Here is a 13,770-nt window from a genome sequence, read left to right as displayed (position 1 = left end):
CGCTTTCGGGAGCCGGAGCAGCAGTCATTTTTTCAAACTTTTGATACTAAGGAACTTATATGTGCGGTATCGTAGGTGCTATTCGCGCCAATCACAATGTAGTCGATTTTCTGACCGACGGTCTCAAACGCCTTGAATACCGAGGCTACGATTCGTCGGGTATTGCCGTCAACATGGACGGCAAAATCAAACGCGTCCGCCGTGTCGGCCGTGTTCAGCTGATGGAAGATGCAGCACGTGAAAATGGCGTGTTCGGCCATATCGGCATCGGCCATACCCGTTGGGCAACCCACGGCGGTGTAACCGAGCCTAACGCCCACCCCCATATTTCCGGCGGCATGATCGCGGTTGTCCACAACGGCATCATCGAAAACTTCGAAGCCGAACGCGAACGCCTGCAAGCTTTGGGTTATACCTTCGAATCGCAAACCGATACCGAAGTCATCGCCCACAGCGTCAACCACGAATACACGCAAAACGGCGGCAAACTGTTTGAAGCCGTCCAAGCTGCGACTGCCCGTTTCCACGGCGCATACGCCATTGCCGTTATCGCACAAGACAACCCTGAAGAAATGGTTGTTGCGCGCATGGGCTGCCCGTTGTTGGTGGCCTTGGGCGACCAGGAAACCTTCATCGCTTCCGACGTATCCGCAGTGATTGCCTTTACCCGCCGCATCGCTTACTTGGAAGACGGCGACATCGCCCTGCTGAACGCAAACGGCATCGAAAAACTGCTCGACAAAACCGGTGCGCAAACCGAACGCGCGATTAAAATGTCCGAATTGTCTTTGGCTTCTTTGGAATTGGGCCCATACAGCCACTTCATGCAAAAAGAAATCCACGAACAACCCCGCGCCATCGCCGATACTGCCGAAGTCTTCTTGGACGGCGGTTTTGAACCTGAAAACTTCGGCGCGAATGCACGCGAAGTATTCGACGACATCCACAGCATCAAAATCCTTGCCTGCGGTACGTCCTACTATGCCGCGCTGACCGCCAAATACTGGCTCGAATCCATCGCCAAAGTGCCGACCGACGTGGAAATCGCCAGCGAATACCGCTACCGCGACGTGATTGCCGATCCGAAACAACTGGTCATCACCATTTCCCAATCCGGCGAAACCTTGGATACCATGGAAGCCCTGAAATACGCGCAATCCTTGGGACACAAACACAGCCTGTCTATTTGTAACGTGATGGAATCCGCCCTGCCGCGTGAAAGCGAGTTGGTACTGTACACACGCGCCGGCGCAGAAATCGGCGTCGCCTCTACCAAAGCGTTCACGACCCAACTGGTTGTCCTGTTCGGTTTGGCCGTTACCTTGGGCAAACAGCGCGGCCTGGTTTCTGACGAACAAGCGCGTGAATACGTTGAAGAATTGCGCCAACTGCCGGGCAGCATTCAGCACGCTCTCAATCTGGAGCCGCAAATCGCCGCTTGGGCGCAAAAATTTGCCAAGAAAACCAGCGCACTCTTCCTCGGCCGCGGCATCCACTTCCCAATCGCCCTTGAAGGCGCATTGAAGCTGAAAGAGATTACCTATATCCACGCCGAAGCGTATCCTGCGGGTGAGTTGAAACACGGCCCGTTGGCCTTGGTGGATGAGAACATGCCTGTTGTCGTGATTGCCCCGAACGACAGCCTGTTGGACAAAGTAAAAGCTAATATGCAGGAAGTCGGCGCTCGCGGCGGCGAACTCTTCGTTTTCGCCGACCTCGATAGCAACTTCAGCGCCACCGAAGGCGTGCACGTCATCCGCGCCCCACGCCACGTCGGCGTACTCTCGCCGATTGTGCACACCATCCCTGTGCAACTCCTGTCTTACCACGCCGCCCTCGCACGTGGCACAGACGTGGACAAACCGCGCAACTTGGCTAAATCGGTAACGGTTGAATAAGCAATAAACCGGTTAAAAAAGGCCGTCTGAAACCTGTTTCAAGGTTTCAGACGGCCTTTTTATTTGTTGGTTTCAGTAATAGAAATGCTATTTATGATGTCTTTGCTTTTATTATAAATGTACAACAACAGCTGATTGTGACCGATATTTTATTGATTAGAGTGGTCTCTGATGACAAGATCAGCAAATCGACAGAATGAAAACAGGCCGTCTGAAAAATCTTTCAGACGGTCTGTTGTTTTAAAGCGTTTTATTCTGCACCGACAACGACGGTGTTGAGGTCTTTGAATTTAACGCGGCGTTGCCATGCGTCGCGGACTTGTTCGACGGTCAGGCTGTTGATGGCTTTGGGGTAGGCTTCTAAGTAGTCGTTAGGCAGGTCGTAGAGGCCGATCAGGCTCAGGTAGTTGAGCAGTTTGTCGTTGGAGTCGTAGCGCAGGGGGAAGCTGCCGACGATGTTGGCTTTGGCCTGTTTCAGCTCGGCTTCGGTCGGGCCTTCGGCGATAAACTGCTCGATGACGGCTTGGGTGTCGGCCAGTGAGGCTTTGGTGTTTTTCTTTTGGGTGGAGTAGGAAACGGCAAACGTGCCTTCTTCTGTCGCCGGGGCGAGGCTGCTGTATACGCCGTAGGTGTAGCCGTGTTGGTCGCGCAAAACTTTCATGAGGCGGCTGTCAAAACCGCCGCCGCCGAGGATGTAGTTGCCGGCAATGAGGGCGTAATAGTCGGGGTCGTGGCGTTTGAAGAGGGAAGTGCCGAGCAGGATTTGTGCCTGCGTGCCGGCAAAGGGGATGTCGCGGCGTTGGGCGGTTTGTTTGGGAACGGGCGGGATGGCGTGGGTTGCGGTGGCTTTGGCCGGCAGGTCTTTGAGGACGCGTTCGACCAGTTGCTCTGCCTGTTTGCGGTTGAGGTCGCCGACGATGGCGACGATGGCGTTGTCTTTGCCGTAGTGGGTGCGGTGGAAGGCGCGGATGTCGTCCAGACTAACTCGTTTGAGGCTGTCGACGGTTATGTTTGCGCCGCTGCCGTAGGGGTGGTTCGGGTAGATGAGCTTGGTCAGTTCGCGCGTGGCGGTGTAGTCGGGGGTGGTTTCTTGTTGTTGCAAGCCGGTAATGGATTGGATTTGACGGCGGCGGAAAACGGTTTCGTCAAAGCGCGGACGGGTCAGCGAGTGGTTGAGCAAGTTGGCGGCTTTGTCGCGGATGTCGGCTTTGCTGAGGCTGCGGAAGCCTGCGGATGCGCTTTCGGCATTGCTGTCGCTGCTGATTTGTGCGCCGATGTTGTCGGCTTCGGCATTGAAGGCTTCTTCGTCCAGCTCTTGGGTGCCGTCGGTCAGGAGGGAGGCGGTAAATTCGGCAACTTGGCTTTTGCCGTCCGGATTGGCGACGCTGCCTGCGCCCTTGAAGCTGACTTCAAGGTCGATGATGGGGTTTTCGTGGCGTTCGACAAGGAGGATTTGGGTGCCGTCGCGGTTGCGCCAGCGTTGGATGTCGGTGGCGGCTTGGACGCTTAAGGGCAGGAGGAGGGCAAGGGCGAGCAGGGTGGGTTTCATGTTGTGGCTTTCTGTTAAGGCCGTCTGAAAGGGTATGGGCTTTCAGACGGCCTGATGTTTATTGGCGTTTGGCAGCTTTTTTGCTTGGCACGGTGGCAGGTTTTTGCGGCTCGATGATGACGGTACTCATGCGCTCGTCGGTCAACATCCGGGCGGCGGCCTGTACTTCTTGCGCGCTGACTGCCTGTAGGCGGCGGTGGATTTCTTGTTCGTCGGTATATTGGAAACCGCGCGCTTCGAGGCGGCCCATCATGGAGGCTTGGGAAGACATGGAGTCTTTGGCGTAGATTTCGCTGACCGCTGCTTGGGTTTTGACGCGCTGCAATTCTTCTTCGGAAACGCCGTTGTCGGCAATGTCTTTGATTTCTTGGCGCAGCTGGGCAATCAGGGTATCGGTTTTCACGCCTTCGGCAGGCATGGCCATTACGCTGAACAGCGGCATTTCACGGCTGATGATGTCGTAATGCGTTCCTGCGTTCAATGCGGTTTGCTTGCCGCGCACGAGGTTTTTATCAAAACGGCTGGACGCGTTGCCTGCCAAAATATCGGAGAGGATGTCGAGGGCGAAAGGCATCGTGTCATCGAGTTTTTGGAGTTTCGGCACACGGAAGTTGATGGCAATCAGCGGCTGGTGTGTAACCGGAGAAGTGGCTTTGACCGTAACAGGCTTGCGCAAATAGGGTTCGGTATGGAGCTTGTTGCGCGGCGGCTGGGCTTTGGCCGGAATATCGCCAAAGAGTTTGGCGGCCGTCTGAAGCGTTTGTTTGGCATCGACATCGCCGACAATGACCAATACGGCATTGTTGGGCGCGTAATATTGTTTGTACCACGCGCGCAAGTCGTCGGCTTTTAGGGTGTGCAAATCTTTCATGTAGCCGATGACGGAGGCGCGCATGGACGGTTGGGTAAAGGCGGCAAGATAGGCTTGCTCCCACATTTTGCCGTCGGCCGTGTCTTCCGTGCGCTGGCGGCGTTCTTCACGGATGACGTTCATCTCGTTGAGGAATTCTTTGTCGCTGAAGTTGAGGTTGTGCATGCGGTCGGCTTCGAGCTTCAGAATCTCGGGCAGGTTGGCGGCGGCGACGTTTTCGTAATACACCGTTTCATTGCGGTTGGTGTAGGCATTGTTTTGTCCTCCCAGCTCGGATACGCGGCGGTTGAATTCGCCGGAGGGAACGTCTTTCGTGCCTTTAAACATCATGTGTTCCAAAGCGTGGCTCAGGCCGCTTTTGCCCGGTTTTTCATCCACGCTGCCGATTTTGTACCAAATCTGCGAAACGGCCACAGGCGCGCGGTGGTCTTCTTTGACGATGATTTTCAGACCGTTGGGCAGGGTTTCGGAAAGCGTCTGCGCCCATGAGGCGGCAGGCAGCGCGAAGGCAAGCATTAAAGTAATTCGGCGTAACATGGTTCAATCCGTAAAATGAAAATCAATTGCCAAAGTATAGCGGAAAATCTGAAAGATTGGCCGAATGTTTCAGACGGCCTGCAGCCTTATCTGCTGATTCACATCAAGCGCGGCCGTTGCCAATCTTTACCGTCGCCCCTCATTCGCGGATAATCCCAAACATTCCCGTTTCCAACCATCACAAAGGAATCATCATGGCATTTTTGAAACTGACCGAACAAAATGTTCAAGGCAAAACCGTTCTGATCCGTGCCGATATGAACGTACCGTTTAAAGACGGCAACATCAGCGACGACACCCGTATCCGCGCTTCGCTCGCATCCATCAAATACTGCTTGGATAACGGCGCGTCTGTGATCGTGATGACCCACCTCGGCCGTCCGACCGAAGGCGAATTCCATCCTGAAGACGATGTGGCGCCTGTTGCCGCGCATTTGGGCAAACTGTTGGGTAAAGACGTGAAAGTATTGAACGACTGGCGTGAAAACAAACCGACTTTGAACGCCGGTGATGTCGTGATGCTGCAAAACGTACGCATCAACAAAGGTGAGAAGAAAAACGACTTGGAGCTGGGCAAAGCCTACGCTTCTTTGTGCGACGTGTTCGTCAACGACGCATTCGGTACTGCCCACCGCGCCCAAGCTTCGACTGAAGCCGTTGCCCAAGCCGCACCGGTTGCCTGCGCCGGCGTGTTGATGGCGGGCGAACTCGACGCTTTGGGCAAAGCCTTGAAACAACCGGCTCATCCGATGGTTGCCATCGTTGCCGGCAGCAAAGTATCTACCAAACTGACCATCCTCGAATCTTTGGCCGACAAAGTCGACCAACTCATCGTCGGCGGCGGCATCGCCAACACCTTCCTGTTGGCAGAAGGCAAAGCCATCGGCAAATCTTTGGCCGAACACGATTTGGTGGAAGAATCCAAAAAAATCATGGCGAAAATGGCGGCTAAAGGCGGCTCTGTTCCGCTACCGACCGATGTGGTTGTCGCTAAAGCCTTTGCCGCCGATGCGGAAGCTGTGGTGAAAGACATTGCTGACGTTGCCGAAGACGACATGATTTTGGACATCGGCCCTAAATCTGCCGCTGCTTTGGCCGATTTGCTCAAAGCTGCCGGTACGGTCGTATGGAACGGCCCGGTCGGCGTATTTGAGTTTGACCAATTTGCTGGCGGTACCAAAGTATTGGCCGAAGCGATTGCCCAAAGCGATGCGTTCTCGATTGCCGGCGGCGGCGACACTTTGGCGGCGATTGCCAAATTCGGCGTAACCGATCAAATCAGCTACATCTCCACCGGCGGCGGCGCGTTCCTTGAGTTCTTGGAAGGCAAAGAGTTGCCTGCCGTTGCTGCTTTGGAAAAACGCGGCGCATAATCGGTTTTAATATCGATTGTTAAAAATAAAGGCCGTCTGAAATCTGGAAATCAGGTTTCAGACGGCCTTTTGTTTTTTGGTTTTTATTTGAGGAAGTGTTTAGCTGGATTCAACGCCGATGGTTGGCAGACTTGTTGCTAAACAGGCTGGAAAGCGTCCGGCTCTTTTCAGACAGCCTCTACGTCGGCTTGTCGGTGCAATGCCTGATAGCACGGGGTAAGCTGGCGGATGATCAGGTCGAGCTGGTGTTTGAGGATGTGGTCTTGCTGCGCTTGTGTGTTTTGTTCAAGCTCGGCAAATTCCTGACGGATTTGGGTCATGGCCGTTTCAAAAGCTTCGGGGTCGGTTTGGGGCATTTGGGTCAGCAACTCGGCGATGTGGTGGGTCAGCTTGGCATAGGGCGCAAAGCCGTCGTTGCCGTCGATTCGGACTTGGTCGCGGTATGCACCGAGCGCGGAAATGTGGCCGGTCAGCGCATAGCTGGTTTTGAGCAGGGTAAAACTGTCTTGCAGGCGGTCTTGGTATTTTTTCGGGTTGCTGCTCATGTCGGACAGGGTGCTGCTGAGGGCAGCGGTGCTTTCGTGGGCTTGGCGGCGGGTGAGGCGGTAGTCGAAATCGTCGCGGCTGCCGTTTTGCAGCTGGTCGAGGATGGCGTCGAGATAGCGGCCGTTGGCAGTAATGGTTTGGGCGGCAGTATGGCTGAGGGTGAGGTAACGCCAATCGGGCCAGAGGTAGGTGGCGGCGGCCCATGCGATAACGGAACCGACGATGGTGTCGATGATGCGGATGGGCATGGCGTGGTACACGTCCAAACCGGCAAGCGAGAGGCTGGTCAGGGCTTGGATGGTGATAAAGAAGGTGGAGAAGCTGTATTTGTAGCTCCGGGTCATGAAGAACAGGGTGGTGCTGGCGATGACAATCCAAAGCTTGGTTTCAACAGACGGGGTGAAGTAGGGAACGAGCGAACCGACAATTACGCCGAGAATCGTACCGGCGATACGTTGGTACACGCGGCTTTTGGTGGCGGTGTAGTTGGGCTGGCAGACGAAAAGGGCGGTCAGCAGAATCCAGTAGCCGAGATTGAGATGAAGGATTTCGACAATGATGCAGGCCGCGGCCACGACGATGGAGAGGCGGGTGGCATGGCGGAAGACGCCGGAGTCGAAATTGAGCTGGCTGAGGACGGTCTCGCCGATATTGCGGAATTTGGTGTTTTCAAGGGCGGCGATGCGGGTGTCGGCGTTGTCGTTTTCGGCAAGGGACGCATCGTTTTGCAGTTGCCGCAGTTGGTAATCGACGCTGCTGAGGTTGTCGAGCAGGCGGCGGATATTGTGGAGGTTGGCATTATCGGCATGGGTCTCGGCAAAATGGCTGAGGGATTGGCGGCAGCCTTCCATGGCGCGGCCGAGGCGTTTGCTGTATGCGTAGGGTTTGTTGTTGCGCAGGGAGGCGGCAACGTTGCGGCACGCCTGGCCTTGCATTTCGAGCAGGCGGCGGATGCGGAAGATGAGGTCGGTATTTTTGAGCTGCTCGGCCATTTCGCTGTAATCGACGTGGGCGGAGCTGATGCGTTCGTGCATGTCTTGCGCGCAGAGGTAGTAGCGCAGCATTTTGGCGGTACGCGGATGGCGGTGTTGGCCGCGCAACCGGTAGAAAAGTGCGCCGCGGCATTGGTTGAAGGCGGTAATCACGCCGGTGTTGCTCATGGCCAAGTCGATTTGGCGGTTGCCCAACCATGCGGCTTCGTCTGGATCGAAAAAGTCGGCTTTGGCATCGAAGTAGTTGCTGAGTGCATCATAGGCGTTGGCGACGGTTTCTTGGACAGGGCGGTGGGGCAGGATGATTTGGAAGATCAGGGTGTTGACGCTGTATAGAACAGTGCCCAACAGAATCATGACGGGGTTGGTCAGCCAGTAGGTCTCGGGGGTGTAGGTCAGCGTGGTGTAGGTGGCGACGGCGAGCGCACCGAAAGCGAAGGTGCGGTATTTGAGGCCGACGGTGCCGAGGATGGTAAAGCCGAAAGTCATCAGGGTCATGGCCAAGATGAAGGGAACGCCTGTGCCGATGGTGCTTTGGGCAAGCAGCGAAGAGAGGGTGAACAGGGCAACGGTGATGACGATGTTTTTCAGACGGCCTGTGAGGCGGTTGTCCAAGTCGACCAAACCGCCGGCAATAATGCCGAGTACGAAGGGCATGACGAGCTTAGGCGTGTTGAAGTGCCAAACGAGGGTAGCGGCGATGAACACGCTGGCGAAGACGGGCAGGGAGGCAATGATCAGAGGTTTGAGCGGCGGAGTTTTCATGATGATGTTGTTTATTATTCGTTATGAGGTGAATGATTGGATTTTAACAGGATTTTCAGTCGGTTTCAGAATGCTTGAGATAGGATAAGGCCGTCTGAACGGATACGGGGAAATACTTGATTTTGTTTCCACATCCGTTCAGACGGCCTTTTTTTGGCTTACGCCATTAGGTCATCAGGTTAAGGTCGCTGATGCGGTCGTAGAGGCGTTCGGTATTGTTGCCCTCATCGTGCATTTGGATGCGCAGGCGCAAATCGTTGGCGGAAACCGCTTGGCGCAGGGCTTCGCTGAGTTCGATTTGGCCTTGTGCGTAGAGGTTGAAGAGGTTTTGGTCAAACGTCTGCATGCCGTTGCTGCCGGAGCGTGCCATCAGGTCGCGGATTTCCAGCAATTCGCCTTTGAAAATCAAGTCCTGCATGGCCGGAGTGTTGAGCAGGAGGTCGGTAACGGCCGTGCGTTGGCGGTTTTTCTTGATGGTGAGGCGTTGGCCGATGATGCCGACGAGGTTTAACGCCAAATCCATCAAAACCTGTTGGCGGCGGTCTTCCGGATAGAAGTTGATGATGCGCTCGATGGTTTGGGAAGCTGTGCTGGCATGGATGGTGAAAACGCACAGATGGCCGGTTTGAGCCAGTTGGAGGGCGTATTCCATGCTTTCTTCACTGCGGACTTCGCCGATACAGACGACATCGGGTGCTTGACGCATGGCGCTTTGAACGGCGATTTTCCAGTTGTCGGTATCGATGCCGATTTCACGCTGGGTGAAGATGCTGCGGCAAGGTTTGTAGATAAACTCAATGGGGTCTTCGATGGTAACGATATGGCCGGGCAGCTTTTGGTTGCGGTAGTTGAGCATGGAGGCCATGGTGGTGGATTTGCCCGAACCGGTAGGGCCGGCAAGGATCAGCAGGCCGCGCGGCGCGAGTGCAAGTTCTTGGAGCTTTTCGGGTAAGCCGAGGGTCTTCATCTCGGGAATGTCTTGGCTGACGCGGCGCAATACCATGCCGACGCGGCCTTGCTCGTGGTAGGCGTTGACGCGGTAGCGCGTGTTGCTGCGCGATTGGACGGAATAGTTGATTTCCCAGTCGCGGTTGAAGGCTTCGAGCTGGTCGGGGTTCATGGTGGATTCGGCGATGGCGGCGGTGTCCGCGCCGTTCAGTGCTTTGTGGGGCATGGGCGTGAGGGTGCCTCCGACTTTGATGGCAGGGGGAAAGCCTGCGCTGATGAAAATGTCGGAGGCGTTGCGTTTTTCGGCCTCTTCACACATGCGGTCGAGCAGGGGATGAAGATGCGTACCGATTTCAGCCGGGGTGGGGATGTGCGGTGCTTGGTTTTTTTGTGAGTAGGCTTGCACCATTTCGCTTAACAGGTCGTGCAGAGGGGCGAGGTCGCTCATGATGATTCTCTTTAAAACGGGTATTCGGTCAGGCTGAAAGGCCGTCTGAAAACGGGATGATGGGGTTCAGACGGCCTGAGTATGGTTTAGAAAACAGAGAGGTTTTCGATGTTTTGCGCCTTACTGCGTGCCAGCTCGGGGCTGATGGTGCCTTGGCGGACAAGGGTTTGCAGGGCTTGATCGAGGGTTTGCATACCGTGGGCCTGACCGGTTTGGAGGGCGGCGTTGATTTGGGCGATTTTGTTCTCGCGGATGAGGTTTCGCACGGCCGGTGTGGAAATCAGGATTTCGTGTGCGGCGACGCGGCCGTTGCCGTCGCGGGTTTTCAGCAGGGTTTGGGAAATGATGGCGCGCAAGGATTCGGACAACATGGAGCGCACGATTTCTTTTTCGCCTGCGGGGAATACGTCGACAATACGGTCGATGGTTTTGGCGGCGCCGGTCGTGTGCAGCGTGCCGAAAACCAAGTGGCCGGTTTCGGCGGCGGTCAGGGCGAGGGAGATGGTTTCAGGGTCGCGCATCTCACCGATCAAAATCACGTCGGGGTCTTCGCGCAGTGCGGAACGCAGGGCGTTGGTAAAGCTGTGGGTGTGCTGATGCAGCTCGCGCTGGTTGATGAGCGCCTTTTTGCTTTGGTGGACGAACTCAATCGGGTCTTCGATGGTCAGAATGTGGGCCGGTTGGGTTTCGTTGATGTAGTTGACCATCGCCGCCAGCGTGGTGGATTTACCCGAACCGGTCGGGCCGGTTACCAAGACCAAACCGCGCGGATTTTCGGCAATTTTTTGGAAAATGCGCGGCGCACGCAATTCTTCCAGCGTCAGAACGGTGCTCGGAATGGTACGGAATACGGCGGCCGGGCCGCGTTCGGTCATAAAGGCGTTGACGCGGAAACGGGCAACATTAGGCAGCTCAAATGAGAAATCGACTTCAAAATCCTGTTGATAGAGCTTGCGCTGGTGGTCGTTCATGACCGAGGTAATCATGGTACCGACTTCTTCCGAGCTCATCTCGGGCAGGTTGATGCGGCGGATGTCGCCGTGTACGCGTATCATAGGGGAAATGCCCGAACTCAAATGGAGGTCGGAGGCTTTGTTTTTCACGCCGAACGCGAGTAAGTCGGTAATCTGCATAATGTGGCCTTGTTTTGGTTTAGAATAATAAAATCGCTTTATTTTAAATAGATAAATCCGTTCGACCAAGTAAAATTTTCAAAATGCCGAGTGATGAACGGGTTAAAGGAGAAAACCATGTCGGTATTGCAACAAAACTATCAGGACGTATGCCGGGCGGTTGAACAGGCGGCTGAGGCTTCAGGGAGGCCTGCGGATGCGGTAAAGCTGGTAGCGGTCAGCAAGACCTTTCCGGCAGACGACATCCGCGAAGTGTATGCGGCCGGTCAGCGCGATTTCGGCGAGAACTATATTCAGGAATGGTTTGAAAAAACGGAAACGCTGGCCGATTTGCCGGATATTGTTTGGCACGTTATCGGCGATGTGCAGTCTAATAAAACCAAATTTGTGGCCGAACGCGCACATTGGGTGCATACGATAGGCCGTCTGAAAACGGCGCGGCGCTTGAGTGAGCAAAGGCCGTCTGAAATACCGCCGTTGCAGGTGTGTATTGAAGTGAACATTGCCGCGGAAGAGGCGAAACACGGCGTAGCGCCCGCAGAAGCGATTGCGCTGGCCCTTGAAGTGGCCAAGTTGCCGAATATTAAAGTATGCGGATTGATGTGTGTGGCCAAGGCCGACAGCAGCGACGATGAGTTGCGCAGTCAGTTTCATACCATGCAGCGGTTGTTGGCCGAGTTGAATGCGGCAGGCGTCGAAGCAGATGTTTTGTCTATGGGTATGTCCGGAGATATGCCAATCGCGGTAGAATGCGGCGCAACCCATGTCCGCATCGGCAGCGCGATTTTCGGCAGACGGGAACAAAAACAAAAAGGAGAAGGCAGCCAATGAAACAGATTATCTCGGTCGTTTTGCTTGGTTTGACCTTAACGGGTTGTCGGTTGATGGGCTGGTATCAATGTGAATCCTTATCGGGCTGGTGCAAACCCAAAAAGCCGGCAGCAATAGATTTTTGGGAAATTAAAGGCGAACCGCCGCCTTCTATTGAGGATTTCCGCGGGAAGCGTTTGGCGGACGGGAATTATTCTATTGACGATAATGCTTATCGTACCGCAGCTAATGATTATTTCAGTAGGAAAATCAAAAAGTTTGAAGCTTGCGGGCTAGCTTGGCAAACCCGCGATAAACGCCCTTTAGCGGAAACTTTTAAAAAAGAAGGATTGGATTGTTTGGAAAAACAGGGTTTATACCGAACATCACTGCCCGAAAGCGTCCGTTGGTGAAAAGGTCGTCTGAAATTTTGTCGGTATGATGGAAACGGTATTTCAGACGACCTCAGCAAATGTATCTCATTTAAAAAATTAAGGAAATTTATGAACATCTACTTTTTAGGCGGCGGCAATATGGCGACTGCCATTGCAGGCAGTTTGGTCAAACAAGACGGCTATCGTGTCCACATTGTCGAACGCGGCGCCGAAAGACGTGCACAACTGGTGCAAGAATTGGGCGTAGCCACTTCTGAAAACCTGCCCGAATTGAGTGCGGACGATGTCCTCATTCTCGCCGTCAAACCGCAAGACATGCAGGTAGCCTGTCAAAACATCCGTTTGAATGGCGCGCTGGTGTTGTCTGTAGCGGCAGGTTTGTCCATCGATACCCTCAGCCATTATCTGGGCGGCACACGCCGTATCGTACGCATCATGCCCAATACGCCGGCCAAAATCGGCTTGGGCGTATCCGGTATGTTTGCCGATGCAGGCGTTTCAGAAGCCGACCGTACAGCTGCCGACGGCATCATGCGCTCTGTCGGCACGACCATTTGGCTGAACGAGGAAGAGCAACTCCACAATATTACCGGCATCAGCGGCAGCGGCCCCGCCTATGTTTTCTATCTGTTGGGCGCGCTCCAAAATGCGGCTTTGGCACAAGGTTTCAACGAACAAGATGCACGCGAACTGAGCCTCGCCACATTTAAAGGCGCAGTGGCTTTGGCCGAACAAACCGGCGAAGCATTCGCACAATTACAGCAAAACGTAACTTCCAAAGGCGGCACGACACACGAAGCCATCGAAACCTTCAAAGCCCGTCACGTTGCCGAAGCCATCGAACAGGGTGTAGAAGCCTGCGTCAAACGTTCGCAAGAAATGGCGCAACAATATAAGGCCGTCTGAACATGCGCGGCGACTTGCTCTTATTATTGGCAGACGCTATTGCCATCCTGTGTATCACGCGCTTTTTGCTCCGATACGCAGGATTGGCAGCAGAACACCCCCTGCTCAAATTCAGCATACAGGCAACAGGCTGGCTGACCAAACCTTGGCAAAAAGCATTTCCATCCGGCGAGAAAACCGATTGGTACTGCCTGCCCGCAGGTTTTCTGGTGTACTACCTTGCCTGTACCGCCATTATTTTCATCTCGCCGGCGCTGTCCATCAGTAATAAGCTGATTTTGGCAAACTTCTGGTTTGCCGCACTCCATATGCTGAAAGCCGCGGCCTATACATTACTTATCGGTCTGATTATTAGAATGGTGTCCAGCATACAGGGCCGCTATTCGCCGTTGACTTATGCCATCGAACGAATCCTGCAGCCATTGCTCAAACCGTTTTCCTTCTTGCGCGTAGGGCGATACGATTTTTCAGGCAGTTTGTTGGCACTTTTATTATGGTTGTGGCTGGCCCGATGGTTTCCCCAGCTTATCCAGCAAACCAACCTATGGTTGCTTCAATAGGCCGTCTGAAAGCGCAGCAGGTATTAACGACCAAAAATA

General features: G+C 54.5%; 11 protein-coding genes. 6 read left to right on the top strand and 5 right to left on the bottom strand.

Features of this window, described 5'->3' with window-relative positions:
• Window positions 1–59 precede the first annotated feature (59 nt).
• On the top strand, window positions 60–1,898 hold the full coding sequence (glmS, locus tag LPB400_RS01610) for a glutamine--fructose-6-phosphate transaminase (isomerizing) (RefSeq protein WP_219089170.1): 1,839 nt from the start codon (window positions 60–62) through the stop codon (window positions 1,896–1,898).
• A 250-nt stretch (window positions 1,899–2,148) separates the two neighbouring features.
• Here glmS and LPB400_RS01605 read toward each other — a convergent pair whose 3' ends face one another.
• Together LPB400_RS01605 and LPB400_RS01600 are read right to left on the bottom strand one after the other, a co-directional pair.
• Window positions 2,149–3,447, bottom strand: coding sequence for a M16 family metallopeptidase (locus LPB400_RS01605; RefSeq protein WP_107768576.1), 1,299 nt, complete (start codon window positions 3,445–3,447; stop codon window positions 2,149–2,151).
• 58 nt (window positions 3,448–3,505) lie between these two features.
• On the bottom strand, window positions 3,506–4,855 hold the full coding sequence (locus tag LPB400_RS01600; protein WP_070504072.1) for a M16 family metallopeptidase: 1,350 nt from the start codon (window positions 4,853–4,855) through the stop codon (window positions 3,506–3,508).
• Window positions 4,856–5,049: 194 nt separating this feature from the next.
• On the opposite strand from LPB400_RS01600, the gene LPB400_RS01595 reads away from it, so the two are divergent.
• Complete coding sequence (locus LPB400_RS01595) at window positions 5,050–6,228, top strand: phosphoglycerate kinase (protein ID WP_004519232.1); 1,179 nt, start codon at window positions 5,050–5,052, stop codon at window positions 6,226–6,228.
• A 167-nt stretch (window positions 6,229–6,395) separates the two neighbouring features.
• Here the strand turns inward: LPB400_RS01595 and yccS are convergent, their stop codons facing one another.
• The 3 genes from yccS to LPB400_RS01580 form a co-directional block, all read right to left on the bottom strand.
• On the bottom strand, window positions 6,396–8,531 hold the full coding sequence (gene yccS / locus LPB400_RS01590) for a YccS family putative transporter (protein WP_070504069.1): 2,136 nt from the start codon (window positions 8,529–8,531) through the stop codon (window positions 6,396–6,398).
• A gap of 166 nt (window positions 8,532–8,697) precedes the next feature.
• Window positions 8,698–9,927, bottom strand: coding sequence for a PilT/PilU family type 4a pilus ATPase (locus LPB400_RS01585; protein WP_219089168.1), 1,230 nt, complete (start codon window positions 9,925–9,927; stop codon window positions 8,698–8,700).
• 86 nt (window positions 9,928–10,013) lie between these two features.
• Window positions 10,014–11,060 (bottom strand): type IV pilus twitching motility protein PilT, encoded by a 1,047-nt coding sequence (locus LPB400_RS01580; protein WP_004519239.1) that lies wholly within the window; start codon window positions 11,058–11,060, stop codon window positions 10,014–10,016.
• Window positions 11,061–11,177: 117 nt separating this feature from the next.
• On the opposite strand from LPB400_RS01580, the gene LPB400_RS01575 reads away from it, so the two are divergent.
• The 4 genes from LPB400_RS01575 to LPB400_RS01560 all read left to right on the top strand — a co-directional run bounded on the left by LPB400_RS01575 (window position 11,178) and on the right by LPB400_RS01560 (window position 13,731).
• Window positions 11,178–11,891, top strand: a complete 714-nt coding sequence (locus LPB400_RS01575; protein WP_070461558.1) for a YggS family pyridoxal phosphate-dependent enzyme — start codon at window positions 11,178–11,180, stop codon at window positions 11,889–11,891.
• The gene (locus LPB400_RS01570; RefSeq protein ID WP_070461559.1) at window positions 11,888–12,283 is read left to right on the top strand and encodes an RNA-binding protein; all 396 of its coding nucleotides are present in this window, start codon (window positions 11,888–11,890) and stop codon (window positions 12,281–12,283) included. The genes LPB400_RS01575 and LPB400_RS01570 overlap by 4 nt, the downstream gene beginning before the upstream one ends.
• Window positions 12,284–12,373: 90 nt before the next feature.
• Window positions 12,374–13,171 (top strand): pyrroline-5-carboxylate reductase, encoded by a 798-nt coding sequence (gene proC / locus LPB400_RS01565; RefSeq protein ID WP_070461560.1) that lies wholly within the window; start codon window positions 12,374–12,376, stop codon window positions 13,169–13,171.
• A gap of 2 nt (window positions 13,172–13,173) precedes the next feature.
• On the top strand, window positions 13,174–13,731 hold the full coding sequence (locus LPB400_RS01560) for a YggT family protein (RefSeq protein WP_070461561.1): 558 nt from the start codon (window positions 13,174–13,176) through the stop codon (window positions 13,729–13,731).
• Window positions 13,732–13,770 lie beyond the last annotated feature (39 nt).

Origin of the sequence: Neisseria perflava, from assembly GCF_019334725.1 — a bacterium.
In the GTDB taxonomy this organism is placed as follows: domain Bacteria; phylum Pseudomonadota; class Gammaproteobacteria; order Burkholderiales; family Neisseriaceae; genus Neisseria; species Neisseria subflava_A.
This window is presented reverse-complemented; position numbering and strand designations above follow the sequence as displayed.

What these genes read in the sequence shown, in the direction of transcription:
- glmS (WP_219089170.1), top strand. Translation starts at nt 60, where the DNA reads ATGTGCGGTATCGTAGGTGCTATTCGCGCCAATCACAATGTAGTCGAT.
- LPB400_RS01605 (WP_107768576.1), bottom strand. Translation starts at nt 3,447, where the DNA reads ATGAAACCCACCCTGCTCGCCCTTGCCCTCCTCCTGCCCTTAAGCGTC.
- LPB400_RS01600 (WP_070504072.1), bottom strand. Translation starts at nt 4,855, where the DNA reads ATGTTACGCCGAATTACTTTAATGCTTGCCTTCGCGCTGCCTGCCGCC.
- LPB400_RS01595 (WP_004519232.1), top strand. Translation starts at nt 5,050, where the DNA reads ATGGCATTTTTGAAACTGACCGAACAAAATGTTCAAGGCAAAACCGTT.
- yccS (WP_070504069.1), bottom strand. Translation starts at nt 8,531, where the DNA reads ATGAAAACTCCGCCGCTCAAACCTCTGATCATTGCCTCCCTGCCCGTC.
- LPB400_RS01585 (WP_219089168.1), bottom strand. Translation starts at nt 9,927, where the DNA reads ATGAGCGACCTCGCCCCTCTGCACGACCTGTTAAGCGAAATGGTGCAA.
- LPB400_RS01580 (WP_004519239.1), bottom strand. Translation starts at nt 11,060, where the DNA reads ATGCAGATTACCGACTTACTCGCGTTCGGCGTGAAAAACAAAGCCTCC.
- LPB400_RS01575 (WP_070461558.1), top strand. Translation starts at nt 11,178, where the DNA reads ATGTCGGTATTGCAACAAAACTATCAGGACGTATGCCGGGCGGTTGAA.
- LPB400_RS01570 (WP_070461559.1), top strand. Translation starts at nt 11,888, where the DNA reads ATGAAACAGATTATCTCGGTCGTTTTGCTTGGTTTGACCTTAACGGGT.
- proC (WP_070461560.1), top strand. Translation starts at nt 12,374, where the DNA reads ATGAACATCTACTTTTTAGGCGGCGGCAATATGGCGACTGCCATTGCA.
- LPB400_RS01560 (WP_070461561.1), top strand. Translation starts at nt 13,174, where the DNA reads ATGCGCGGCGACTTGCTCTTATTATTGGCAGACGCTATTGCCATCCTG.